We start from the raw sequence: 24,041 nt of genomic DNA, 5'->3' as shown, positions 1-24,041 counted from the left end.
GATCAGGCTCCCGTCCGGTCGAGGCTGCGGTAGCTGTTCTCGACGGCGTCGGGGCGGCGCAGGTAGAGCGGGAGCAGCGGTTCGGGGGCGACGCGCGCGAGCAGGGCGGTGGCGGCGGTGGATACCAGCCCGGCCGGGGATGGGGTCTCCACCGGCAGCACCGGGAGATCGAAAAAGTCCACGTGCGACGCGGATCCGGCGATGACGGTGGCGGCGCCGGTATCCAGGTCGCCCGGTTTGCACACCTCTGGTCCGGCGACGCGGGCACCCTCGCGGTAGCGGGCCCAGTAGACCTCGCGGCGGCGGGCGTCGGTGACGACGAGCAGTTCCGCACCCTCGGTCAGGTCGGCGGCGGCGTCGGCGGCGATGGCATCGAGGCTGCACACGCCGTACACGGGCAGACCGAGCGCGTCACCGAAGGCGGCGGCGGTGGCCATGCCGACCCGCAGGCCGGTGAAGGGACCGGGGCCGACCCCGACCACCACGGCCTCCAGTTCGGATCTGGAACGCCCTGCGGCGGTGAGACATTCGAGGATCTGCGGGGTCAACACCTCGGCGTGGGCGCGAGCGTCGACCCGCACCCGCGATGCGATGGTGCGCGCCGCTGCGGGATGGGATGCCCCCGCGGTGGCGGGTTCGAGTTCCACCAAGCCCGCTGTCACGGCGGGTGTCGCGGTGTCGACGGCTAGTACAAGCATGATTGCCCCAACGATACCGGGTGGTAGCCGTGCCCGATGCAGAGCTACCTCGTAGTTAATCCACCCACTCCCAGATCGCGGTCCGCACCTCGGAATCCGGTTCGCGAGACAGTAACACCCGCAGATGTCGCGTGGCCAATTGCTCCACCACGCCGCGACCCCATTCCACCACGACCACAGCGTGATTCAGCTCGGTGTCCAGATCCAGCGCGTCGAGTTCGTCGAGATTTCCGCCGAGGCGATAGGCGTCGACGTGCACCAGCGGGACCGGGTCCGCGCCCGCACGCCGCCCCGCCCGGTGCTGGCGGGCGATGATGAACGTGGGCGAGCTCACGCGCCCCTGGACGCCGAGTCCCGCGGCGATACCGCGAGTGAGCGCGGTCTTGCCCGCACCCAGTGGACCGTCGAGCACCACCAGGTCGCCCGCCCGCAGTTCGGTGGCGAGTTCGCGGCCCAATGCCTCGGTGTCCGCGACAGTGGGCAGCAGCCGCTGCCGGGGTTCAGCCACCGATGACCTCCGATTCCGGTGCGCGCGAGCCTGGTTCGATCACGCCCGCGCGAATGAGCAGCCGGTCGAGCGCGTCGTTGACGATATCCGGGAATTGCAGATGCGCCATATGCGCGGCACCGTCCAGGCGCAACAGTTCGCTTTCGGGCAGCGCCCGCGCCAGCGCACGCGAATTGCGAAACGGGATGACCAGGTCGTGTCCGGCGCCCAGGACAAGCGTCGGAATACCGGCCAGTGTCGGTAGGGCCGCCGACTCATCGTGCAACTCGAACGCGCGCAGAAAGGCGACGATCGTCTCGACCGGGGTGTCATCGATCATGTGCGTCGTGAAACGGGACAGCGTGGGACTGACCGGCCCGTGATACGAGCTGACATGCAGAATGGGCGCGATGACGTGGCGGGTCGTGCTGCGACCCGCCTGCACCAGCGCGGGCGCTGCGTGCGCCGCGACCCGGAAACCGTCGATCGCGGGGCTGCGCAGCAACTGGGCCAGACCCGCCTCGGTGACCTCGGCGGCGGCGGTGGACAGCAGCCCGACCCCGACCACCCTGGCCGCGAACAGATCGGCGGCGTGCGCGGCGGCGGCGAGCACCGCCATACCGCCGAGCGAATGTCCCACCAGCACAACGCGGCCCGTCGGCGCGGCGGATTCGATGACGGAGATCAGATCGCGGCCGAGTCGGGCCACGGTGCAGCTCTCGGCGCTGGGTGCGGCGGAACGGCCGTGACCGCGCTGGTCGAACAGCAGCAGCCGGACCGAGGCCCCCCAGCGGGTCTCCAGGTCGCGGCGCTGGAAGTGGAACGACTCCATGGTGTTGCAGAAGCCGTGCACGAAGATCACCGTCACCGAGGCGTCCCGCGGGCCGCAACTGCGGGTGGCCAGGGCCACACCGTCGTCGGTGACGACGGTGCCCGCGCGGTCGGCGTCGATGAGACCGAAATCCTCGTCGCGGTATTCGTCGCGGCGGGCGGGCCACAGCACACTGGCGCCCGCCCGGCGCAGCGCGTGCACGCCGGCCAGCGCCGCGACCACACCCGCCGTGGCCAGGCCACCCTGGATGGCGGTGCGTGCGCGGCCGGTCATCGGAGCTCGCCGCCCGAGTCGGGGCCGCCGATATGTCGGCGGTGGACCCGTGCGCGGGGCGCGCACACGATCTCGTAGTCGATGGTGCCGAGCTGATCGGCCCAGTCCCGTGCGCGCGGTTCGCCGGGGCCGCCGCCGAAGAGGACCGCGATATCGCCCGCCGCGACACCCTCGGCGTTGTCCCCCAGGTCGACCACGAACTGGTCCATGCAGACCCGTCCGATATTCGGCCGCAGCGCACCGCCCAGCCGGACACCGAATCGGCCGCTGAGCGTGCGGAACACGCCGTCGGCATAGCCTGCGGGGATGAGGGCGACCGTGGTGTCGCGCTCGGCGATCCAGTTGTGGCCGTAGGAGACGCCCTCCCCCGCCGCGACCCGCTTGACCTGAATGACTCGCGCCTGGAAGGTCATCGCCGGCCGCAGATCGACCTCGATCAGGTGCGGGACCGGATTCAGCCCGTAGAGGGCGATACCGGGACGGACCATGTCGAAGGCGAGGTCGGGGCGCAGCAGCGTGGCAGGCGTATTGGCCAGGTGCACCCGCTCCGGCTCCAGCCCGCACTCCCTGGCGGCGCCGATGGCGGCGAGGAAGCGGTCGCGCTGCATATCGGTGGCCGGATGGTTCGGATCATCGGCGCAGGCCAGGTGGGAGAACATGGCGCGCAGCCGCACCGCGCCCTCGGCGACCAGCGGACGCAGCGCCGTCAGGACCCGCGGCAACTCCTCGGGAGGTATGCCATTGCGGTTGAGTCCGGTGTCGACCTTGAGGCTGACAGTGGCGGTTCGGCCGACATGACGGGCGGCCTTCTCAACGGCGATGAGGTCGGCATAGGTGGACAGGCCGAGTTCGATATCGGCGGCCACCGCACCCGCGTAGTCGGCGTCGGTGGTGTTGAGCCAGGACAGGATGGGCGCGGTGATACCCGCCGCGCGCAGCGTCAACGCCTCGGCGATGGTGGTGACACCGATTTCCTTGGCCCCCGCTGCCAGTGCCGCGCGCGCCACCTCGGTTGCCCCGTGGTTGTAGCCGTCCGCCTTCACCACCGCCATCACCTCGGCCTCACCCGCGAACTCCCGCAGGATCCGCACATTGTGGGCAATGGCATCCAGATCGACGACCGTCTCCACTTGCGCATTCACGCCTTCCGATCCTGCCATCCCCCGCGATCCTCCGGCGAGGGCCTTTCCCGCAAGGTCGGTGGACCCGCCGGCTATCGGGTGGTTTCCGGCCGTTGTGGGCGGCGATAGGGCTCGACACGATCGGGATACGGCGGCGTGGGGTGAACGGGACCGGCGCGATTACCGAGGCAGGTCGTGACTCGCCACGACCAGGCCGCGGCAAGCCCACCCGATTGGCGAAGTGCGCCCAACTCGCGGGAGCGTCCGCGAACCCGGTCGGAACCCTCGGTACGTGCCGTGACTCAGCTGGCTTCCGGCGCTCGGGGTGAAGGACGTGTTCGCGCGGGAGGCGTTCATCCGGCTCGCTCCGCGCAGCCCGTGGATCGAGGTCTGGAGAGCCTCTGGGTGCCGACGCACTGGGAGCACACGGCGGGCGCGCCTGCCTAGGCGAGCAGTGCCCCGGCGGGCCTGTCCGGTGAATCCACCGGACACCCAGACCGGATCCAGCTGCAGTGCAGCGATATCCGCGCTAGGTCAGGTCGCGAGTGTGCGCAGCAGACGAATGGCGGGGCGAAGGTGGTCGAGCAGGGGTGATGCCGAGGTGGGGGCACCTACCGTGGTGTTCTCGTGGGACGCGAGGTTGGCGGCCAAGGCGTGAGCGCGGGCAGCGACTGCGGCAGACCAGGCCGGAGGCCGGCCTGCGGCGAGGAGTGCACCGATGATGCCGGACAGGACGTCACCCGCGCCTGCTGTGGCGGCCCAGGAGCCGCCCGCCTCGTTCACCAGGACGGGTTGGCCGGGGGTGGCGACGAGGGTGGCGCGGCCCTTGAGCAGGACGGTGAGCCGCCAGGATTCGGCGAGATCGCGGACTGCCGCGACACGGTCGGGGCCGACTTCGTGACCGGTCAGTCGCGCGAATTCGCCCGCGTGCGGGGTCAGCACGGTGGGGGCGGTGCGGCCTCGGACGAGGTCGGGGTCGGCGGCGAGGAGGGTCAGGCCGTCGGCGTCCACGACAGCGGGCAGGTCGGTGGCGAGGATTTCCGCGAGGCGGGCGCGGGCGTCGGCGTCGGTGCCCGCGCCGGGACCGAAGATCCAGGACTGGACTCGTCCGGTCTTCGAAATGCTTTCGGCGGCGATGACTTCCGGGAATCGGGTGAGGACGTCGGCGGCTCCGGCGTAGCGAACCATGCCCGATGTGGCCGCGACCGCGGCGCCCGTGCACAGCACGGCCGCGCCGGGGTAGGCGGCGCTGCCCGCGCAGACTCCCGTGACGCCCTGGGTGTATTTGTCGTCGAAGGGACCCGGTATCGGCCATTGCGCGCCGATCTCGGCCGGATCGAGGGCCGCGAGGCTCGGCTCGGGCAGACGCAAACCGATGGGCACCAGCTCGATTCGCCCGCAGTGGGGCGCGGCCAGCACATGCACGGGTTTGTATCCACCGAACGCGACTGTGACGGCGGCGCGGACCGCGGGGCCGGTGATCGACCCGGTATCCGGGTCGACACCGCTCGGCAGATCCGCGGCGATGATCGGGGCATCGAGGGCGGCGACGAGTCGGGCCGCCTCGGGGCGCAGCGGGGCGCGACCGGAGATGCCGACGATGCCGTCGATCACCAGATCCGGTGTGCCACAGTCGGTTACCACTCGGCCACCGGCCGCGCGCAGTGCGGCCAGTCCCTGCGCGTGTGCGCGCTCCGGGGCGAGCAGGATCGCCCGCACCGAGACACCCCGCCGACGAAGCAGGGCACCCGCCCACAGCGCATCGCCACCGTTGTCGCCGGAGCCGACCAGCAGCGTCACCACCCGACCCGCGATACCGCCCGTCCGCTCGCGCAGTTCCGCCGCGACCACCCTCGCCAATCCGTACGCGGCGCGGCGCATCGGCATCCCCTCGGGCACCCGAGTGAATAGCTCGGCCTCGGCCGCGCGCACCTCGTCGACCGTGTAGTAGCCACGCATGAATCCGCACCTCCACTGAGTCGGTCGAGAATGTCCGGCCATATTCTCCGACAGAGCCTGCCACTGTTCAGCACCGATCGCGGTCCGCGCCCGGCGGCTGCCGCCGGGCGAGGGCGAGCAATGCGCCTCGGGTCGCGTAATCCCATGCGACCACGACTGCGAGTTGCAACAAGAAGCAGGCGGCGGCTGGCGGCGGCGGCGGCGGGCTGCTCGTAGCAGCATGTCCGCTGCTACAGGCAGCCGCCGAGACCTCGCGGCACCCCCGGCGCGAGGGACACGATCCGATGCCTACGCTTCCCTTCATGCCAATCGTCGAGGTTCGTAGGCTGGTCGCGGTAGGTTTGGCCGCCGCTCTGATGGCGATATCGCTGGGTGGTTGCGGCACATCGGATTCCGGATCGAAAACGGTGGCGACGAGCGTCGGTGCGGCATCGACGCCTGCCGGCGAGCGGAAGCCGGGGACGATCACCGTCGAGGTGTCGGCGATGAAGTTCTCCCCCACCGATCTCACGGTCAAAGTCGGCGACACCGTGACCTGGCTGTTCCGCGATCGGGTGCCGCATACGGTGCAGGGCATCGGCGACAAGGCCATGGGAATCAATAGTCCCATCATCCAAAAGGGCGAGTGGAGCTACACATTCACCCTGCCCGGCACTTATCGCTATCTCTGCTCGCTGCATCCGGAGATGCGCGGCACCGTCACGGTGCAGTAGTGATCCGGAGTCACTGGGTGCCGGCGCGAGTGTTGATCGCCTCGATCGTCGAAACCAGCGGGGACAGTTTCGGATTGGCCGCAGCGCGGCCGAGGGCGGCGGCCAATTTCGCGACTATTCGACGGTGACCGACTTGGCCAGGTTGCGCGGCTTGTCGATGTCGTAGCCGCGGGTCTGCGCCACCTCGGCGGCGAAGACCTGCAGCGGGATCGTGGACAGCAGCGGCTGGAAAAGCGTTGGCGCGGCCGGGATCTCGATCAGATGATCGGCGAAGGGCCGCACCGTCTCGTCGCCCTCCTCGGCGATGACGATGGTGCGCGCGCCGCGCGCCTGGATCTCACGGATATTGCTGAGCAGCTTGGAATGCAACACCGTGCGCCCCTTCGGCGAGGGCATCACCACGATGACCGGCAGCCCGTCCTCGATGAGCGCGATCGGCCCGTGCTTGAGCTCACCCGCCGCGAAACCCTCGGCGTGAATGTAGGCCAACTCCTTGAGTTTCAGCGCGCCCTCGAGTGCCACCGGATAGCCGACGTGGCGGCCCAGGAACAGCACGGTGCGCACCTGCGCCAGCTCGCGGGCGATGGCACGCACCTGCGGTGCGGTCTCCAGCACCCGCGCCACCAGCTTCGGCATGGCCTCCAACTCGGCGAACTCGCGCGCCACCTCGTCGGGATATTTGGTGCCCCGCGCCTGCGCCAGCGCCAGACCCAGCAGATAGTTGGCCGTGACCTGGGCCAGGAATGCCTTGGTCGAGGCGACGCCGATCTCCGGGCCGGTGCGGGTGTAGAGCACCGCGTCGGATTCGCGCGGGATCTGCGCGCCGTTGGTATTGCAGATGGCCAGCACGCGCGCCTTTTGTTCTTTGGCGTGCCGCACCGCCTCCAGCGTGTCGGCCGTTTCGCCCGATTGGGAGATGGCCACCACCAGCGTCGAACGGTCCAGCACCGGGTCCCGGTAGCGGAACTCGCTGGCCAACTCCACCTCGACCGGCAGCCGCGTCCAATGCTCGATCGCGTACTTGGCCAGCAGACCCGCGTGATACGAACTGCCGCACGCGACGACGAACACCTTGTCGATCTCGCGCAGTTCCTGATCGGTGAGGCGCTGCTCGTCCAGCACGATCCGGCCGCCGTCGCGGTCGTGGCTGAAATGACCGATCAGCGTATCCGCGACACCCGCGGGCTGCTCCTCGATCTCCTTCAGCATGAAGTAGTCGTGGCCGCCCTTCTCGGCGGCGGCCAGATCCCAGTCGATGGTGAACGGGCGGGTGCGCGCACCCGCCTCCGAACCCGCGAAATCGGTGACCCGGTAGCCGTCGGCCGTGATCACCACGGCCTGATCCTGACCCAGTTCGATGGCGTCGCGCGTGTGCTCGATGAATGCCGTGACATCGGAGGCGATGAACATCTCCCCCCGCCCCACACCCACCACCAGCGGGGTCGACCGACGCGCGGCCACGATCTGGTCCGGATGATCCGCGTGCGTGAACACCAGGGTGAACGCACCCTCCAAACGGCGCAGCACGGACAGGGCGCTGGCCGCGAAATCGCCCGCCGTCGGCCCCACCGCGTAGGCGCGGGCCACCAGGTGCACCGTGACCTCGGTGTCGGTATCGCTGCGCAACTCGACGCCTGCTTCCTCGAGTTCGCGCCGCAGCGGCGCGAAATTCTCGATGATGCCGTTGTGCACGACCGCGACCTTGCCGGACAGATCGCGATGCGGGTGCGCGTTGCGGTCGGTCGGCGCGCCGTGGGTGGCCCAGCGGGTGTGTCCCATCCCCGTGCTGCCCGCGAAGACTGCGGCACCCGACTCGGCCAGTTCGGCCTCCAGATTCGCCAGCCGACCGGCCTTGCGCTCCACCGTCAAACCGCCGGTACCGTCCAGGATCGCCACACCCGCGGAGTCGTAGCCGCGATATTCCATGCGGCGCAACGCGTCAACGACAATGCCGAGAGCGTCCCGATACCCGACGTAGCCAACGATTCCGCACATGGCTCCCCACCCTACTTATCGGATAACGTTCACGTCGTGTCGGCGTCTGTGAAATCCCTACTGAGCACCCTGACCAGCCGGGGTCCGCATCGAGTGCTGCGCGGCAACCTCGGCATCGCCGGTCAGCCGGGTGTCGTGTTCACGCCCGAATCCGGCTCCGACCTGCCCGCCGTCGCCTTCGGACACGGCTGGTTGACCGGCGCCGCCAACTATCGCGGCCTGCTCGAGCACCTCGCCTCGTGGGGCATTGTGACCGCCGCCCCCGACACCGAGCGCGGCCCGATCCCCTCACACCTGAACCTGGCCACCGACCTGCTCACCACCCTCGATATCTGCACCGGCGTCCGCCTCGGCGACGGCACCATCAGCATCCACCCGCACCGGCTGGCCCTGGCGGGTCACGGCATGGGTGCGGGCGCGGCCGTCATCGCCGCCGCCCAGCGGCCCACCGTCGCGGCCGTCGCCGCGCTGTACCCGTCGCCCACCGCGCCGTCGGCGGAGAACATCGGCCCCGAGATCACTGCGCCGGCCCTCATCCTCGCCGGCGCCACCGACCTCGAGGCCACCAATTCCAACGCGCTGCCCCTCGCCGCCGGATGGGCAGGCGAATCCGTGCTGCGCACCATCGATGGGGCCTCCCACAACGGGATCATCGAGGGACGCCGCGCCCTGGCCGCGCTCGGGGCAGGCCGCTACGAGGCGCGCACCGCCCGCACCACACGGGGCGTGCTCACCGGATACCTGCTGCACAAACTGCTCGGCGACAAGACCTACGCGCCGTTCGCCGATGCGGAGGCTGTTATTCCGCATACCTCCGTGGTCGATCCGAACGCCCCGCGCGGCGAAGAGGAGAAGCCGAAGCCGAAAGTCTCTCCGCTCCAGATCGTTTCACTGCTGCGGCGGTAGCTGCTCAGACCAGCCAGCTGTCGCGGCGGTAGTAGGCGGATTCCTCGTCGTCGTCATCGATGGGTTGGATGGTGTCATTCGCTTTGCGGGCGGCGGTGGCGCGGGCGATCGCCGCACGAGCTTCGGCCTCCTCGCGGGCCTGTTCTTCAGCCTCTGCCTCCACGCGGCGCATGGCGGCGAAGAGTTCCTCGCTCCCCGCGTTCATTCGGCTGCGGCTTTCTTCGAATTCCTCGCTCAGGCGGGCCATCGTGCGTCGATGGTGCTCGACAATGGCTTCGATCTCGTCGGCGGCGCTCATCAATCGAATCTTCCTTCGTATCCCGGCGCTTCGGTCACAGCGGACCTGCCTCGGCCAATTGTGCGCCGGAATCGACCGGAGGCCCGCCTGTTCCGGCGGGCTTGGGTTGCGGGCGGTGCTCGCCCTCCTGCTGCTGCTTACCGGAAGGGCGTGGCACGGTGGGAACCGTCGGGTCTTTCGGGGCCTCGGCAGGCGCGGGACTGTGATTCGAGCCGGGCTTCTCGACCGGGCCGTGTGGTGGCTGACCGCCGGCCTTTTCGGCTGAACCGTGGGGTTGTTGATTATTTGACCTGTCAGGCGAACCTTGGGATTGCTGGCCACCCGACTTGTCGGGTGAACCACCCTGCGGTTGTTGGCTGCCCGACTTGTCGGGTGGGCCGTGGGGTGGCTGGTCGGCGGGTTTCGGCTCGCCGTCGTGGTTCTCGGTCGAAATCACCGGGATTCCGTGCTCGTCGAGCTTGACTTTGAACTGCTGGGTCTGCCCGTCCGGACCGGAAACCGCTAGGCCGACCTGACCATCCGGACTCATCTCGAATTTCAGGTGCTTTCCGGCGATATCGAATTCGGCAGCGGCTTTGGGGAGTGCGGGTTGATCCGGATGTGGAGCCAGGGCATTTTGCTGCGCGGTCTCGAGTACCTTTTGCACCTGCTCGATCGACTTTTCCACACCGTCCTTAATGACGCCGCCTAGGGCGGTCACACCTTGGCTGACGGCTTGAGTGATGCCGCTGGCCAGCGGGGTCAGCTTCTCGGTGATCCCGCTGAGCGCGGCAAGGCCATCCACGGAAGACTTTGCCGACGATGTGGTGGGCGACGTCGGTGTGGTGGGCGAGGGCACAGTGGTCGGCATCGTCGGGGTGTGTGCCGTCGGAGTGTGTTCGGAGGGCGTGGACGTTCCCACAGGAGTGGATGTTCCTGTAGCAGTGGGCGTTCCCGTTGGAGTGGTGGATGCGGGAGTGGTCGGCGTGTCTGGCGTGGGCGCGGCGGGAGAAGGTGTTGTGTTCGGGTCGCCCGGGCCTACTGGAGTGCCCGGTGGGGTGCCCTGGCCGGTGTTCCGGTCCATCGGTCGTTCCTGCTTCGGGTCCGGCTTGGCCGGAGGCCGCGAATTCTCGGGCATTCGATAGGGTGCCGAGTTGACTTTGTCCAAAGCACCGATCAGAACCTGATAGATAAGGCGGACGCTCTCATCGGTCTTCTTACAAGTGTCATCAAAAGTCTCGATTGTATGTTTCACATGCGGGGCGAAAATATTGCCAAGGAACTCGAATGCCGCCTTCCGCCACTCGTCGGCAGGCACGACGCTTTCGCCATTTTTGTGATTCTTCCAGAACTGCCTCGCCCCCTTCAAGGCACCCTCCACCTCGGAAAGCGCCTTGATATCGGAATGCGACTTCATATCTATTAATTGACGGGCCTTTGGATCCCAGTACCCGGACACTGCGGCGGCCTTATCTGCCACAACCTGACGCAAACCTTCTTCGGCCGACTTCAGCGCACCTTCAACCGACCGCAGGGCATTGCGGTCACCATCCGCCCGCCGAACCTGATCATTGAGGAGACCAGCAGCATGTTCACCGGTTTCTCCCCGCCAAATATCGGACAGGTGGTCCTTCCAATTTCGATGACTGCCGTATTCGCGATCAGCAGCGCTGAGCGCCCGAGTTATAGCCGCATGGACTTCAGTCAAACGATCGAGGTCCATGTGCCGCTCGGCGTCATACTTCGCATATATTTCCGTCAGTTCCGGTATCGAATCCTGAACGAATCCGAATTCATCGCGACATGCCTTGTATATTGGCAAGAAGTGCTCGAAGAATTCGAGACCCGTCGCACCTTCATTGAGCATCTTATCTATAGATGCACCAGGGGGCGCGGTATAATTGTACACCATCAGAGCGGCACCGTTGAGTTGAACTTCTCGACTGTCGCGTCATCGAAACTGGTGTAGGAATCGGCGGCCATAACAAAACTAGCCCCGGTAGCGTCGACTGCGCTACTCCAATTCTTCAGCCAGACACTGACATTCATCAGACCCTGGTGGATCTTGTTGCCCTCGGCGGCATACGCCGTGCCCGACTGGCCCGATCCGAAATCGCGCTTGCCCACCTCGTCTGCATGGGTCTTCAATTCGGCAGCCGAACTCCGAAGCTTCCCCCCGAGTTCGCTGAGCTTCTTCGGATCGACCGAAACGCTTGCACCCATACGTGTACCCCTCCTCGTGGATCTGCCGGATCGGTGGGCGGCCCCCTACTCGGTTCGACGCACCGCAGCCGCGACCGGTTCCGTGGATGCGCCTACTTGTTCAAATGCCCCTGGTCGGTGCGGACCCATTCGGCGGTGCCGTCGGGGTGGCGGTGGAATTCCCAGGCGGCGTAGTCGCCGGATTTGTCGACGAGGGTGACGTGGTCGGCGATGCCGTCGTGGTGGGTGCTGGTCCACACGTGCATGCCGTGGTCGTCGTTGATGGTGACCGAATCCAGGACGCCGTCGCCGGTGATGTCCTGGGTGGGGTGGTGGAGTTCGACCGGGCCGAGGCCATCGAGCGACGAATGCGCGTCGACGTCGGGCAGATGGTCGGAATCACCAGGGGGGATCATGGCTCCTCCTCAGCGGGACTCGTAGTGGCCGTGTTGGTTTGGCGCTGGAGCGCGGGTCCCGCGACCGCGGGTTCGGCTCCATCCTGTCATCCACGAGTCCCGAGCGCAGCCGGGTATCCCTACTTCTTGGGATGGATCATCCCTTCTTGGGGATAAGCAGCCACAGCGCGACGTAGATGAGGAACTGCGGGCCGGGCAGCAGGCACGACAGCACAAACAGCAACCGAACGATATTGGCGTTCCAGCCGAGGTATTCGGCGAGGCCACCACAGACGCCCGCGATCCACTTGTCGTCGTAGGAGCGGGTGAGGCGGCGGGTCGGGGCGGTCATTTCGGTCTCCCTCTCAGATGATTGGCTACGGTTCCCACTCTGCCGGGCCAAGGACGCGGCGGCATCGGTCCCTGGTGCCATGCACACCCTGATTTCCCCGTCGATCGTGCTCAGGGTTCACCCCGCCTCCCCGGTGCCCATACCCACATGAACCACCCAATGCGTGCGAGTCCGACGAGCGACGTTCGCGGCCGAGTGGCGAAGCGCACGCGCCGAGTCTCGGCCGCTCGGACGCGAGACCAGGAGGCCGCGCACACGCGGTGCCGCAGGCACCCGCAAAATAGACACAGTGACCACATTGCATGCGCGAGGACTATCGGCCGGGCACGGCGAACGCGCCCTGTTCACTGATCTCGATCTGACACTGGCGCCGGGCGATGTGCTCGGACTGGTCGGGGTGAACGGTGCGGGCAAGTCGACGCTGCTGCGCATGCTGGCCGAGGGGCGCGCACCGTCGGGCAGCATCACGCTGAGCCCGCCGGATGCCACGATCGGTCATCTGGTGCAGGAACCGGAGCGGGCGCCGGGTGAGACGGTGCTCGAATTCCTGTACCGCAGAACGGGTGTCGCGCAGGCCCAGCAGGTGATGGATGCGGCGGCGGAGCGTTTGGCCGAGGGCGGCGCGGATGAGTACTCCCCCGCGCTGGAGCGCTGGTTGGCGTTGGGGGGCGCGGATCTGGATCAGCGGGCGCAGGAGGTGGCGGCCGAGCTCGGATTGGTCGAGAGTCTGCCGAATGGCCTGGATACGCCGATGACGGGTCTGTCCGGTGGGCAGGCGGCGCGGGCCGGTTTGGCCTCGGTCCTGCTGTCGCGTTTCGATATTCTGCTGCTCGACGAGCCGACGAATGATCTGGACCTGGACGGGTTGGCCCGGTTGGAGCGGTTCGTCACCGGCGTGCGGGTGCCACTGGTGGTGATCAGTCATGATCGGGAGTTCCTGGCGCGCACCGTGAATCGCATCCTGGAATTGGATTCGGCGCAGCAGCGGATCGGTTACTACGACGGCGGCTACGAGTCGTATCTGATGGAGCGCGAGATCGCCCGCAGACATGCCCGCGAGGCGTATGAGGAGTACGCCGATACCAAGGCCTCGCTGGAGACGCGCGCGCAGATGCAGCGCAACTGGATGGAGCACGGTGTGCGCACCGCCCGCCGCAAGGCCCGTGATCCGCGGAAGCTGGACTCGGACAAGGCCGGTCGCAAGATGCGCGCCGAGTCCACCGAGAAGCAGGCGGCCAAGGCGCGCCAAACTCAGCGACGCATCGAGCGCTTGGAGGAGGTGGACGAGCCGCGCAAGGAGTGGGAACTGCGGATGAGTATCGCCGACGCGCCGCGCAGCGGGTCGGTGGTGGCGACGCTGTCGAATGCCGTGCTCACGCGCGGTGATTTCACGCTGGGACCGGTGAGCGCGCAGGTGGATTGGGCCGATCGCATCGTGCTCACCGGCGCGAATGGTTCGGGCAAGTCGACGCTGCTCGGGCTGCTGCTCGGAAAGTACGCGCCGGACAGCGGATCCGCGGCGCTGGGTTCGGGTGTGCTGGTCGGCGAGGTGGATCAGGCGCGCGGCCTCTTTCGCGGAAAGGAGGCGCTCGCAGCGACTTTCGGCGCGCAGCTACCGGATTGGCCGGATGCCGAGGTGCGCACGCTGCTGGCGAAGTTCGGGCTGCGCGGCCCACATGTGCTGCGCCCCTGCGAGACACTGTCGCCGGGTGAGCGCACCCGCGCGGCGCTGGCGCTGCTGCAGGCGCGCGGGGTGAACCTGCTCGTCCTCGACGAACCCACCAACCATCTGGATCTGCCCGCCATCGAACAGTTGGAGCAGGCGGTCGAATCCTTCACCGGCACATTGATTCTGGTGACACACGACCGACGGATGCTGGATTCGGTGCGCGCCACCCGGCGTTGGCGTGTCGACGCCGGGCGACTGGTCGAGCTTTGATCAGATCGCGGCGACCCGCTTGGCCAGATCGTCGGCCAGGTGCTGGGCGCGGACCGGATCGGTCGCCTCAACCATCACCCGGACCAATTCCTCGGTGCCGCTGGGGCGCAACAGGATTCGACCGGTTTCGCCGAGCGCCAATTCGGCCTCCCGCACCGCCTCGGTGACCTCGCGCGAGGCGGCGACCGCCGCCTTGTCGCTGACCGGCACATTGATCAGCACCTGCGGCACCGACCGCAGTACGCTCGCCAAATCGCCGAGCCCGCGCCGGGTTCGGGCCATGCGGGCCATGAGTCGCAGGCCGGTGAGGATGCCGTCACCGGTGGTGCCGTAGTCCGGAAACACCACATGCCCGGACTGTTCGCCACCGAGACTGAACCCGCCGCGCCGCAACTCCTCCAGGACGTAGCGGTCGCCGACGGCGGTGGTGCGCACCGCGATCCCGGCCTCGCGCATGGCCAGGTGCAGGCCGAGATTGCTCATGACGGTGGCGACCAAGGTGTCCTCGATCAGCGCGCCCGTCGACTGCATGCCGATGGCCAGAATGGCGAGAATGGCATCGCCGTCGACGACCGCGCCCGCGGCGTCGACGGCCAGGCAGCGGTCCGCGTCGCCGTCGAGCGCGAGGCCGAGATCGGCGCCGTGCTGCGGCACTGCCGCCTGTATCCGATCCAAATGCGTTGAGCCACAACGCTCATTGATATTCAGGCCATCGGGTTCGGCATTGATGGCGATGACCGTCGCGCCTGCCGCGCGGAAGGCGGCGGGACCGACCTCGGCGGCGGCGCCGTGCGCGCAGTCGAGAACGACGGTGAGTCCGGACAGGTCGGCTCCGGTGGCCGCCACCAGATGTTCGACATACCGATCATGGGTGCCTGCGAGGCTGAACTGCTCGGGGACGACCGCGCCGTGATCGCGCGCGCCCGAGGCGCCGAGCACCCGGCCGATGCCGCGGCCGGTCGGGCGGAGCAGTTCCCCGCCATCGACCAGTGCTTCGATGCGATCCTCCAGCTCGTCGGGCAGTTTGTGGCCGCCCGCGGCGAAGATCTTGATGCCATTGTCCGGCATGGGATTGTGCGAGGCGGAGATCATGACACCGAGACAGGCGTCGTATCGGCCGGTCAGGTAGGCGACGGCCGGGGTGGGCAGCACGCCGACGGATAGCACATCGGTTCCGGTGGAGGTGAGACCCGCGATGACAGCGGCCTCCAGCATCTCCCCCGAGGCGCGTGGATCGCGACCGACCACCGCGAGCGGGCGGCCGTCGCCGCGACATAGGAGCTGTGCGGCCGCCGCGGAAACCCGAAGCGCCAGTTCCGGACTCAGCGATTCATTGGCAAGCCCGCGCACGCCGTCGGTGCCGAACAAACGTCGCATACCACGCCCCTTTTCGGTGGCCGCGCTGCCCGCACGACCACTCCCGGCCCGCGCACCCTCGCGCACGAGAAGAGTTCCATACAGCACGAGAGCAGGCGACCAGCGGTGCTGGAAGCCTGCTCTCGTACAGGTGCCGCGTCGACCGCACCGCCTCCGGCACATATAGGGTGCCCGAGCGGTGCGGCCCACGCCGCCGAAATCAGCGCTTCGAGTACTGCGGCGCCTTGCGCGCCTTCTTCAGACCGTACTTCTTGCGCTCGGTGGCACGCGGGTCACGAGTCAGGAAGCCGGCGCGCTTGAGCGCGGGGCGGTCGTCCGGGGTGACCTCGATGAGGGCGCGGGCGATGGCCAGGCGCAGCGCGCCCGCCTGACCCGAGGGGCCGCCACCGACGAGACGGGCGTGCACATCGTAGGATTCGACGCGCTCGACCGTGACCAGCGGGGACTTGACCAACTGCTGGTGCACCTTGTTCGGGAAGTAGTCCTCGATGGTGCGGCCGTTGAGCACGAAGTTGCCGGTGCCGGGCAGCAGGCGCACGCGGACGACGGCCTCCTTGCGGCGGCCGACGGTCTGCACCGGGCGGTCGAAGAGGACCGGGGCCGGGGCGAAGTCGACAGGCTCGGCCTCGTAGCCGTAGTCCTCGTCGACAACCTCGACGGTCTCGTCGACGATCTCGACGTTTTCCTCGTTGAACTCTTCGGGAGCGGTCACTGGGCCACCTGCTTGATCTCGAACGGAATGGGCTGCTGAGCCGTGTGCGGATGAGACGGACCCGCGTAGACCTTCAGCTTGCCCGCGATCGCGTTGCCCAGCTTGTTCTTCGGGATCATGCCCTTGACGGCCTTCTCCACCAGGCGCTCCGGCCGGGTCTCCAACACCTGACCGACGGTGCGGGACTTCAGGCCGCCAGGGTGTCCGGAGTGGTGGTGGATGAGCTTGTCGGTGCGCTTGTTGCCGGAGATGGCAATCTTGTCCGCGTTGATGATGATGACGAAATCGCCGCCATCGAAGTTCGGCGCGTAGGTCGGCTTGGTCTTGCCACGCAGCAGATTCGCTGCCTGTACGGCAAGGCGGCCGAGCACTACGTCAGTGGCGTCGATGACGTACCACTTGCGGGTCACGTCACCCGCCTTCGGGCTGTACGTAGGCACAGTGCTTCCCTGTCTGTAGTCGGTGGTGCCGGCCAGGTGTGTGAGCGAGCGCGACCCCGGCGGCCGGTGGAGACCCGGGGACTCGGTGTGCGACCCGACGGAGATCCGCCCGGCCGTCCACACGCCAAGGAGCGACGATACCAGCCTGGTCGCGGCGGGCCGAATCCCGGTCAGATCTCGAGCGGCGGACCCGGATCGAGAATCCCCGGCAGATCGGGCAGCCGATAGCGCAGGGTGTTCGCGCCGGGAGCGCAGTCCGCGGGCAGGAGCTCGCGCACGGTGTCGACGCCTCGCGGGTCGGTGGTGATCTGCGCCCCGAGCGGGCAGGCGGCGGCCTGCGCCGGGCGCTCGGGCGGCAGCAGGGCGATACCGAGCACCACCGCGCCGATGACCGCGTTCGAGCCGAACATCCGCTTCCAGCGCTTGCCCTTGCCTTTGTCCTCGTCGTCGTTGGGTTCGCCCCACTGCTGATCGAACGGACTACCGCTGAGCGGGACCGCGCCCGAAGGCGGCGCGGCGCCGGGCTGCGAGGTCGGCGGCCGGGTGAAGCGACTGCCGAGCTCGGCGAGGTTGGGCGGCAGACCGCGCGGGACCTCGTCACGGGAGACCTCGGTGGTGGCCTCCTCGTCCGGAGATGGTTCGGCGGGGCGCGTCGTGGGATAGCCGGGGCCATAGGTGACCACCGGGGGACGCGCACCGGCCGGTTGCGGCGGGGGAACAAACGGCGCGGACTGATGGGTGGCGGCCTCCGACGGCGCGGGAGCCTGATGAGTGGCGGGTTGCGATGGCGCAGGCGCTTGCTGTGTGGGCGGCGCGGGAGCCTGATGGGTGGTGGCCCGCGGCGACGCGGCTCCCGACTGCGGACCGGAGACCTGCGACGAACCGCCCTGTCCCGTACCGGTTTCCGACGGGACCTGCCCGGCCTCGGATTCCACCTCGGGATCGGTGACGAGCAGATGCGCCGCCCCGAGCACCAGCGCGTGCATCGGATGGTCGGCGACCTTCAGCCGGTGGCCCAGGTGGTTCTGGAAGGCCAGGCGCAGCGCGTCATTGAAACAGCCATTGCCCGCCAGCAAGACGGTGGAGGTGTCGGCCCCGATGGCGCGGGCCGCGGCCATGACCTCGATGACCACGTTGTCGGCGGAGCGGGCGTCGCGCATGGAATCGGGCGCGATCGGGACGTCCACCGATTCGGTGGGCTGTTCGTCGTCGCCGTCCACCGCGACGACGAGCATGCTGCGGCCGTCGGAGTAGACGCCGGTGGCGCCGACGCCGTTCGGGTGGCGCCGGTCCGGCACGGTGACCAGTCCGAGGGCGCGCATGTAGCCCGACAGCGCTACCGACTCCGGCAGCGGTTCCACGATGACGTCGAGTTGCTCGACGAGTTCGGCGTAGACCTCGACCTTCTCCTCGGGCCAGCCGTCCGGGTAGGGCAGCGCCACCACGTCGGGTTTGCCGCGCAGATACTTTCCGATGGCCGCGAGCGGGTTGTACATCCGGGCGCGGAAGACCAACTCGGCGGGCCAGGTCGCGCCCGCCACCACGATCTGCGGGTGGCCGAGGATATCGCGCACGTCGGCGATGGCCATCCCGAGATCGGGTCGTTGCCGGTCCACACCCGCCGTATGCAGCCGTCCGGATGAATCCGCCAGCAAATACGCGGGCGGTGTGTACGTACCTTCCACCTGCACCGGGCGGATCGGGGTTCCGCCGCCGCCCGCCGCCACGGACACCACATCCCATCCGAGATGTACCGCCCCAACTCGCACTGTCACAGGCTCAAGTGTGCCTGGTGCGCGCCCGACACGCGCACCGTCCGCCGGCTCAGGCAACTGCCGACTTCTTCAAGCGCAGGCGATGCCAGGTGAAGGTTCCGAGCGCGGCGGTCAGCACGGCCAGCATGACGATGTCGAGAATCCAGGCCCCGACCGAGTGATTCCAGAAGGTGTCCTCCTGCGCGCCGGTGAAGATATCGCGCAGCGCGACCGTGGACGCGGTGCTGGCATACCCCCAGCGCCCCGGGAACAGCCAGGAGACCTGTTCGAGGACGACCCGCCCGGTGACGGGGATGAGCCCGCCCGCCATCACCAACTGGCAGGTGATCACCACCACCAGCAGCGGCATCACCTGTTCGCTTGACCGCACCAGCGAGGAGAGCACCAGTCCGACCACGACGCAGCAGATGGCCGTCGCCGCCAGATCTATATAGAGCTCGAAACTGCCCGAGGACAGCACCACCCCGTGCCCCGGCGGCTTCTTGCCCGCCACCACGATGCCGACCATCACCGCCGACTGCAACAGCGCGAACAGGCTGTACACCACGATCTTCGACATCAGATACGCCGACGGCAGCAGGCCGACCGCGCGTTCGCGGTGGTAGATGGTGCGCTCGCCGACCAGGTCACGCACGGTCAGCGCCGAACCCATGAAGCACGCGCCGAAGATGAGCAGCACCAGTAGCTGCTGGGCCTCGCCGCCGCCGGTGGGCACCAGCGAGCCGTCGGGAAGGGTGCGGAACGCTCCGGCGCGCAGACCGTTCGAACCCGGCACCACCAGTGAGAGCGCACCGAGGACGAAGGGCATGACCAGCAGGAAGACGAGGTAGCCCCGATCGGCCAGGATGAGGCGCACCTGTCGGCGGGCCAGGGTGGTGAATTGGGTGCGGCCGCTGAATTTCGGGCCGGTGCCCGCCGTGGCGGGCCGCGGCGGTGGTGGTGGCGGTGGGGGCGCGAACGCCTGCCTGGATCGGAAGGCGGCGAAGACCTGATCGGGGCTGTCGGCGACGCGGCCGAAGATCTCGGCCCAGTCGGTGGTGCCGAAAACCCCGCCGACGCCCGCGGGATTGCCGCAGTAGGCCGTTTTACCGCCGGGGGCGAGCAGCAGGACCTGATCGCACATGTCGAGGTGCGCGATGGAGTGGGTGACCACGATGACGACGCGACCCGCGTCGGCCAGTTCGCGCAGCATCACCATGACCTGGCGGTCCAGCGCCGGGTCCAGACCGGAGGTGGGTTCGTCCAGGATCAGCAGCGAGGGGCCGGTGAGCAGTTCCAGCGCCACCGAGGCCCGCTTGCGCTGACCGCCGGACAGCCGGTCCACCCTGGTGTCGGCGTGTTCGGTGAGCGAGAGTTCTTTCAGCACACCGTCGATGACCTTCTGCCGGTCCGCGCGCGTATTGTCCGGCGGGAGCCGCAGTTTCGCGGCGTAGCCGAGGGCTTGGCGCACGGTGAGCTGGCGGTGCAGCACATCGTCCTGCGGGACCATCCCGATGCGGGAGCGCAGCGCCTCGTATTCGGCGTGCAGATCGCGGCCCTCGAAGGTGACCACACCGCCGGAGGGATTGGTGGTGCCCGCGATAAGCCGCGACAGCGTGGACTTTCCCGCGCCCGACGGACCGATCAGCGCGGTGAGGGTGCCGCGGCCCGCCTGCATATTCACATCGACGAGCAGTTGCTTGTTGCCCTCGACGGTGAATCCGACGCCGTGCACGTGCAGACCCTGTTCGGCGACGGGACGCTGTCGGTGCGCCAGCGTGCCCTGCTGGACCACGAAGTCGATATTGCCGATGGTGATGATGTCGCGTTCGCGCAGCACCGCGCGGGCCTGCCGGACACCGTTGACGAAGGTGCCGTTGGCCGAGCCGAGATCCTCGATGGTCAGACCATCGCCGCCCGCGATGAGGCGGGCATGCCTGCGCGAGGCGAGCGGATCGTTGACGACGATCTGGTTGTCGGTGGTGCGACCGATGGTCAGACCGCCGGGGGGCAGGCGGTCGGCGCGGGCGGCCGGGGTGGACGTGGGGCGGGCGCGGACGGGCGGCACATTCGAGGTGTCGGCGCGCGCGGTGAGATCGAGGGTGGTCGGCACATTCGGCGCGAGCGGGACCTGTTGCGACACAGCCGGTGCGGGACGGGAGAACTGCGGAACCGGCCCGCGCGGGATGACGGACGATCGCTGCGGGGGTGGCGGCTGATGGGGCGACGGCTGGAGAGGTGGTGGCTGACGATGGGATGCCATCTGGTCGAGCCGCCGTTGGGCGGGCAACAGGTGCAGCAGCGGGCCGCTCAGCGCATCGCCGAGGCGGACCTGGATCGGGCGGTCGACCGAGACCGGGCGGGTGAGCCTGCGCGCGTCGACGAAAACGCCGTTGGTGCTGGCATTGTCGCTGAGCACCCACGCGCCGCTCTGCCAGACGAGGGTGGCGTGCACGCGGGAAACCAGGGGGCTGTCGACGAACAGGGTCACCTCGGGCGCACGGCCCATGGTGACCTGCTGCGTGGAATCGAAGACCCGTTCGGTTCCATCATGGCGCACGGTGATGGTCTGCGCCCCCGGTGTAGACATGCAGCGGATACTATTCCATCATCCGGACATCGGCGGTGCCCCCAAATGCGCCATCCGGCGACGGATGCGCACGTCATACCGGCCGACCAGGGGGAGCCTTGCCGAAACGCCCAGCGACCGTACTCATTACGGTTCTGCTCTGCGCTGCCGCACTGCTCACGGGCTGCACCAATCTGGTCGCCGGTCACGCGGTCTCGGTCTACGACGATCCCTTCAAGGTGGCCGGACTGCCGACCACCAGTGGGCCGAACGGTCCGCGACCGAACACGCCCGACTCCACCCTCTCCGCCGTGAACGGCGACAGCGGCCCGGTGGACACGTTGGCGCTCAATGCCGTCGACGATATCCAGAGCTACTGGCGCGCCGAGTTCGGCAAGGACTTCCAGGGCGATTTCAAGCCGATCGAGAAGCTGATCTCCTGGAATGCCAAAGCGCCGCGCGGGGATTCGCTCGAATTCTGCAAGGAGACCACCTACCACCTGGTGAACGCGGCCTACTGCCGCCTGGACAACACCATCGGCTGGGACCGCACGGTGCTGCTGCCGCTGATGGATCAGACCTTCGGCAAGATGGCCGTCGTCATGGTGCTGGCCCACGAATACGGCCACTACGTGCAGACACTGGCCAAGCTGGTGGCACCGCGCGACCCGGTGATCGTCAAGGAGCAGCAGGCGGATTGCTTCGCCGGGGTGTTCATGCGGCATGTGGCCGAGGGCAAGGCCAAGCACTTCACCATCAATACCTCCGATGGTCTGAATTCGGTGCTGGCCGCGACGGTCGCCATCCGCGACACCAATCCGGGCGATCCGGAAAGCGTGCACGGCAGCGCCTTCGAGCGGGTCACGGCCGTGCAGATCGGCTTCACCGATGGCGCGCGCGGCTGCAAGGGTATCGATATCGACGACATCAACCGCCGCCGCGGCAATCTGCCCCAGGATTTCCGCAACGATCCCGACAAGGGTGAGCTGCCGGTGAATCGGCAGTGGCTCAACGAGTTGACCAAGGCGCTGGCCGTAATCCTGCCGCTGGACCCCAAGCCCACCTTCACCTTCGACGGCGCGAAGATCAACTGCCACAACGGTTCCAGCACACCACCGGTGTCGTACTGCCCGGAGACCAACACCATCGCCACCGATATCGGCGAGCTGGCCAAACGCGGCGAGTCCAATGCGACCGAGGACAGCCCGCTGCCCACCAGAGTCACCGGGGACTACACGGCCTTCGTGATCTTCATCTCCCGATACACGCTGGCAGTACAGGCCGCGCACGGCCAAGAGTTGGCGGGCGCGAAGGCCGGGCTGCGGGCCGCCTGCCTGTCCGGAGTGGTCAGCGGCAAACTCGCGCAGCAGGGTCGCCCCAAGGAGCAAGGCGATATCGCCTTGGCCGTCAACGATCTGGACAAGGCGGTATCGGGTCTGCTCACCGACGGCCTGGCCGCCAGCGACGAAGCAGGCAAGACCGTGCCGAGCGGCTTCGCCAGGGTGGACGCGTTCCGCGCGGGCGTACTCAATGGCGAGAAGACCTGTATGGCCCGGTACTGATCACCGACCGAATGGCGGCGGTGCGAGGAGTTCGTAGCGCAGCACCCGGTTCCCGATCATGATCTCGGTGCCGGGCGTCAGCACCACCGGCAGGTTCGGATTGAGTCGGATCCAATCGCGGTAGCCGGGCGGGCGGGTGCGGGTGCCATTGGTCGATCCGCGATCCAACAGCGTCACATCCCAATTGGTCAAACGGATTTCGGCGTGCGCCCTGGACATGCCACCGGAACTGTCATCGATGCGCAGCGGGAGCAGTCCGCGCTGAACGGGTTCGGAATGGTCCGGATCGCGACCGACAACGACATCGGCGGCGAGCATGAAGGTCATCCCGTCATCGAGAACGAGCATGCCCAGCGGCGGACGGACCACCTCGATCAGGGCTTGGGTCTGGTCGACCGGCATACCGCACACCGTGCAGAAGGCGGCGCGGGGATCACTGGGATGGGCGCGGGCGCATTTGAATCCGAGGACTTTGACGGTGAGCGCGGTGGCCTTGGCTGTGGCCTCCAGCCTGCGTTGGAGATCCGGATCGGGGCGCGGAGCCGGATTGGTGCCGATCTCGGTGGGGGCGAACGCGGCTTGGTCATGAGGCGTATCCAGCAGGGCCGTCGCGCGCTCGGTGTCGAGGAATGGAGAGACGTGAGATGCCTCGGGAGTGGACGCGGTGGGTGGGAATGCCTCGGCGTGTGGCGATGCGGTGGGCGCGATATCGCGGGGCGATGCGGTGGGCGATGGATCGATGCGCGCCGTCGGGCCGGGCTGGTCGACGAATTCGGTTGTCCTGCCCCGTGCCTCGGCGGACCACACGATCGCGCCGCCCGCCTCGGCGATGCCCTCGACCAACCAACCGATGCCGCGACGCTGTGGTAGCGCGGGTGGGCGGCCGTCGTCGACGAATACCGCGATGGCCCGTGTGGGCGGTGTGACAACCCGGTCGACGGTGAAGGCCGCGTCACTGCCGCGAATGTGCTCGGTCGTCGCGGCCTCGGACAGTACGGCGGTGACCGAACCGTGCAGGAAGATGGCGATACCACCGGATTCGGCGGGAGAAAGGATGCCGAGGTCGATCGGCACGCCGGGACTGATCTGTTCGGCGTGGGTCATCAACCAGCGGGTGGCCTGCCGCGCCACTTGCGCGCCGTACCCATCGGGCGCATACCCGGCGGCTTCGCGGATCAGTTCGGCGAGCGATTCCAGCGCCATCATGGCGGGCGAATCCTGATGCAGCGGACCGGGTCCGCGATGCCGGACGACCAGCACCGCACCCGCGACACCCGCTACGGCATGTCCGCCGCCGACCACCTCGACCTGCCGATCCTTCACCGGACTCGGCCTCCACCGGGGGCGCAGCGCGGGGTCGTCAACACCTCTTCAGGGTATGGCAACACTCCCGCGTCCCGCCTCGTGACCGCCGAATCCGCACAGACCGAGCGGTCTGGTACAGGTTCACTCGGTGCAGTACTATGCCGCCGGAAACC

The 24,041-nt window shown here is 68.1% G+C and carries 21 protein-coding genes; 4 read left to right on the top strand and 17 right to left on the bottom strand.

The genetic code is table 11. From position 1 onward, the window contains the following. Positions 1-2: 2 nt before the first annotated feature. The 5 genes from tsaB to D5S18_RS23610 all read right to left on the bottom strand — a co-directional run bounded on the left by tsaB (position 3) and on the right by D5S18_RS23610 (position 5,370). Entirely contained in the window at positions 3-698 is a 696-nt protein-coding gene (gene tsaB / locus D5S18_RS23630; RefSeq protein WP_120043263.1) for a tRNA (adenosine(37)-N6)-threonylcarbamoyltransferase complex dimerization subunit type 1 TsaB, read from the bottom strand. Between the two features lie 55 nt (positions 699-753). Next, positions 754-1,206, bottom strand: coding sequence for a tRNA (adenosine(37)-N6)-threonylcarbamoyltransferase complex ATPase subunit type 1 TsaE (gene tsaE / locus D5S18_RS23625; RefSeq protein WP_120043262.1), 453 nt, complete (start codon positions 1,204-1,206; stop codon positions 754-756). Then, positions 1,199-2,290 (bottom strand): alpha/beta fold hydrolase, encoded by a 1,092-nt coding sequence (locus D5S18_RS23620; protein WP_120043261.1) that lies wholly within the window; start codon positions 2,288-2,290, stop codon positions 1,199-1,201. The genes tsaE and D5S18_RS23620 overlap by 8 nt, the downstream gene beginning before the upstream one ends. Continuing rightward, positions 2,287-3,450, bottom strand: coding sequence for an alanine racemase (gene alr / locus D5S18_RS23615; RefSeq protein ID WP_120043260.1), 1,164 nt, complete (start codon positions 3,448-3,450; stop codon positions 2,287-2,289). The genes D5S18_RS23620 and alr overlap by 4 nt, the downstream gene beginning before the upstream one ends. A gap of 495 nt (positions 3,451-3,945) precedes the next feature. Then, a complete protein-coding gene (locus tag D5S18_RS23610; RefSeq protein ID WP_120043259.1) occupies positions 3,946-5,370 on the bottom strand; it encodes an NAD(P)H-hydrate dehydratase in 1,425 nt (474 codons plus the stop codon). A 302-nt stretch (positions 5,371-5,672) separates the two neighbouring features. Here D5S18_RS23610 and D5S18_RS23605 point away from each other — a divergent pair, with 302 nt between their 5' ends. Continuing rightward, the gene (locus D5S18_RS23605) at positions 5,673-6,083 is read left to right on the top strand and encodes a cupredoxin domain-containing protein (RefSeq protein WP_239003961.1); all 411 of its coding nucleotides are present in this window, start codon (positions 5,673-5,675) and stop codon (positions 6,081-6,083) included. Between the two features lie 114 nt (positions 6,084-6,197). Here D5S18_RS23605 and glmS read toward each other — a convergent pair whose 3' ends face one another. Continuing rightward, positions 6,198-8,078, bottom strand: a complete 1,881-nt coding sequence (gene glmS / locus D5S18_RS23600; protein WP_120043257.1) for a glutamine--fructose-6-phosphate transaminase (isomerizing) — start codon at positions 8,076-8,078, stop codon at positions 6,198-6,200. 36 nt (positions 8,079-8,114) lie between these two features. Between glmS and D5S18_RS23595 the strand changes: the two genes are divergently transcribed. Then, positions 8,115-8,984 (top strand): dienelactone hydrolase family protein, encoded by an 870-nt coding sequence (locus D5S18_RS23595; protein ID WP_120043256.1) that lies wholly within the window; start codon positions 8,115-8,117, stop codon positions 8,982-8,984. Positions 8,985-8,988: 4 nt separating this feature from the next. Here the strand turns inward: D5S18_RS23595 and D5S18_RS23590 are convergent, their stop codons facing one another. From D5S18_RS23590 to D5S18_RS23565, 5 genes are all read right to left on the bottom strand, one after another. After that, the gene (locus D5S18_RS23590; RefSeq protein ID WP_120043255.1) at positions 8,989-9,282 is read right to left on the bottom strand and encodes a hypothetical protein; all 294 of its coding nucleotides are present in this window, start codon (positions 9,280-9,282) and stop codon (positions 8,989-8,991) included. Positions 9,283-9,316: 34 nt separating this feature from the next. After that, positions 9,317-11,173 carry a hypothetical protein gene (locus D5S18_RS34985; RefSeq protein WP_158607941.1) on the bottom strand — a complete coding sequence of 619 codons (1,857 nt, stop codon included), beginning with the start codon at positions 11,171-11,173 and terminating at the stop codon, positions 9,317-9,319. Next, a complete protein-coding gene (locus D5S18_RS23575) occupies positions 11,173-11,484 on the bottom strand; it encodes a hypothetical protein (protein ID WP_120043253.1) in 312 nt (103 codons plus the stop codon). Before D5S18_RS23575 ends, D5S18_RS34985 begins: the two co-directional genes overlap by 1 nt. Before the next feature lie 92 nt (positions 11,485-11,576). Then, complete coding sequence (locus D5S18_RS23570; RefSeq protein WP_120043252.1) at positions 11,577-11,879, bottom strand: DUF6802 family protein; 303 nt, start codon at positions 11,877-11,879, stop codon at positions 11,577-11,579. Positions 11,880-12,015: 136 nt separating this feature from the next. After that, a complete protein-coding gene (locus D5S18_RS23565) occupies positions 12,016-12,210 on the bottom strand; it encodes a PspC domain-containing protein (RefSeq protein WP_120043251.1) in 195 nt (64 codons plus the stop codon). Between the two features lie 280 nt (positions 12,211-12,490). Between D5S18_RS23565 and D5S18_RS23560 the strand changes: the two genes are divergently transcribed. Continuing rightward, complete coding sequence (locus D5S18_RS23560) at positions 12,491-14,149, top strand: ABC-F family ATP-binding cassette domain-containing protein (RefSeq protein ID WP_203236894.1); 1,659 nt, start codon at positions 12,491-12,493, stop codon at positions 14,147-14,149. Here the strand turns inward: D5S18_RS23560 and glmM are convergent, their stop codons facing one another. The 5 genes from glmM to D5S18_RS23535 all read right to left on the bottom strand — a co-directional run bounded on the left by glmM (position 14,150) and on the right by D5S18_RS23535 (position 21,022). Next, positions 14,150-15,526: a phosphoglucosamine mutase gene (glmM, locus tag D5S18_RS23555; RefSeq protein ID WP_120043250.1), complete on the bottom strand. Its 1,377-nt coding sequence runs from the start codon at positions 15,524-15,526 to the stop codon at positions 14,150-14,152. Between the two features lie 199 nt (positions 15,527-15,725). Further along, positions 15,726-16,238, bottom strand: coding sequence for a 30S ribosomal protein S9 (gene rpsI / locus D5S18_RS23550; RefSeq protein WP_120043249.1), 513 nt, complete (start codon positions 16,236-16,238; stop codon positions 15,726-15,728). Beyond that, the gene (gene rplM, locus D5S18_RS23545; protein WP_120043481.1) at positions 16,235-16,678 is read right to left on the bottom strand and encodes a 50S ribosomal protein L13; all 444 of its coding nucleotides are present in this window, start codon (positions 16,676-16,678) and stop codon (positions 16,235-16,237) included. Before rplM ends, rpsI begins: the two co-directional genes overlap by 4 nt. 170 nt (positions 16,679-16,848) lie before the next feature. Next, complete coding sequence (locus D5S18_RS23540) at positions 16,849-18,453, bottom strand: general transcription factor IIH subunit TFB4 family protein (protein WP_239003960.1); 1,605 nt, start codon at positions 18,451-18,453, stop codon at positions 16,849-16,851. 49 nt (positions 18,454-18,502) lie between these two features. Further along, positions 18,503-21,022 (bottom strand): FHA domain-containing protein, encoded by a 2,520-nt coding sequence (locus D5S18_RS23535; protein ID WP_120043247.1) that lies wholly within the window; start codon positions 21,020-21,022, stop codon positions 18,503-18,505. Positions 21,023-21,120: 98 nt separating this feature from the next. On the opposite strand from D5S18_RS23535, the gene D5S18_RS23530 reads away from it, so the two are divergent. Next, positions 21,121-22,563, top strand: coding sequence for a neutral zinc metallopeptidase (locus D5S18_RS23530; RefSeq protein ID WP_120043246.1), 1,443 nt, complete (start codon positions 21,121-21,123; stop codon positions 22,561-22,563). Here the strand turns inward: D5S18_RS23530 and D5S18_RS23525 are convergent, their stop codons facing one another. After that, the gene (locus D5S18_RS23525) at positions 22,564-23,886 is read right to left on the bottom strand and encodes an FHA domain-containing protein (protein WP_120043245.1); all 1,323 of its coding nucleotides are present in this window, start codon (positions 23,884-23,886) and stop codon (positions 22,564-22,566) included. It lies immediately after the preceding gene. Positions 23,887-24,041 lie beyond the last annotated feature (155 nt).

This window comes from Nocardia panacis (assembly GCF_003598715.1).
GTDB classification, from domain to species: domain Bacteria; phylum Actinomycetota; class Actinomycetes; order Mycobacteriales; family Mycobacteriaceae; genus Nocardia; species Nocardia panacis.
This window is presented reverse-complemented; position numbering and strand designations above follow the sequence as displayed.

Bases quoted from the DNA above. Each gene is read 5' to 3' on its own strand.
- D5S18_RS23575 (WP_120043253.1), bottom strand. From the start codon at position 11,484: ATGGGTGCAAGCGTTTCGGTCGATCCGAAGAAGCTCAGCGAACTCGGG.
- D5S18_RS23535 (WP_120043247.1), bottom strand. From the start codon at position 21,022: ATGTCTACACCGGGGGCGCAGACCATCACCGTGCGCCATGATGGAACC.
- D5S18_RS23620 (WP_120043261.1), bottom strand. From the start codon at position 2,290: ATGACCGGCCGCGCACGCACCGCCATCCAGGGTGGCCTGGCCACGGCG.
- tsaB (WP_120043263.1), bottom strand. From the start codon at position 698: ATGCTTGTACTAGCCGTCGACACCGCGACACCCGCCGTGACAGCGGGC.
- D5S18_RS23610 (WP_120043259.1), bottom strand. From the start codon at position 5,370: ATGCGTGGCTACTACACGGTCGACGAGGTGCGCGCGGCCGAGGCCGAG.
- D5S18_RS23570 (WP_120043252.1), bottom strand. From the start codon at position 11,879: ATGATCCCCCCTGGTGATTCCGACCATCTGCCCGACGTCGACGCGCAT.
- glmM (WP_120043250.1), bottom strand. From the start codon at position 15,526: ATGCGACGTTTGTTCGGCACCGACGGCGTGCGCGGGCTTGCCAATGAA.
- D5S18_RS23565 (WP_120043251.1), bottom strand. From the start codon at position 12,210: ATGACCGCCCCGACCCGCCGCCTCACCCGCTCCTACGACGACAAGTGG.
- glmS (WP_120043257.1), bottom strand. From the start codon at position 8,078: ATGTGCGGAATCGTTGGCTACGTCGGGTATCGGGACGCTCTCGGCATT.
- alr (WP_120043260.1), bottom strand. From the start codon at position 3,450: ATGGCAGGATCGGAAGGCGTGAATGCGCAAGTGGAGACGGTCGTCGAT.
- D5S18_RS23605 (WP_239003961.1), top strand. From the start codon at position 5,673: ATGCCAATCGTCGAGGTTCGTAGGCTGGTCGCGGTAGGTTTGGCCGCC.
- D5S18_RS23590 (WP_120043255.1), bottom strand. From the start codon at position 9,282: ATGAGCGCCGCCGACGAGATCGAAGCCATTGTCGAGCACCATCGACGC.
- D5S18_RS34985 (WP_158607941.1), bottom strand. From the start codon at position 11,173: ATGGTGTACAATTATACCGCGCCCCCTGGTGCATCTATAGATAAGATG.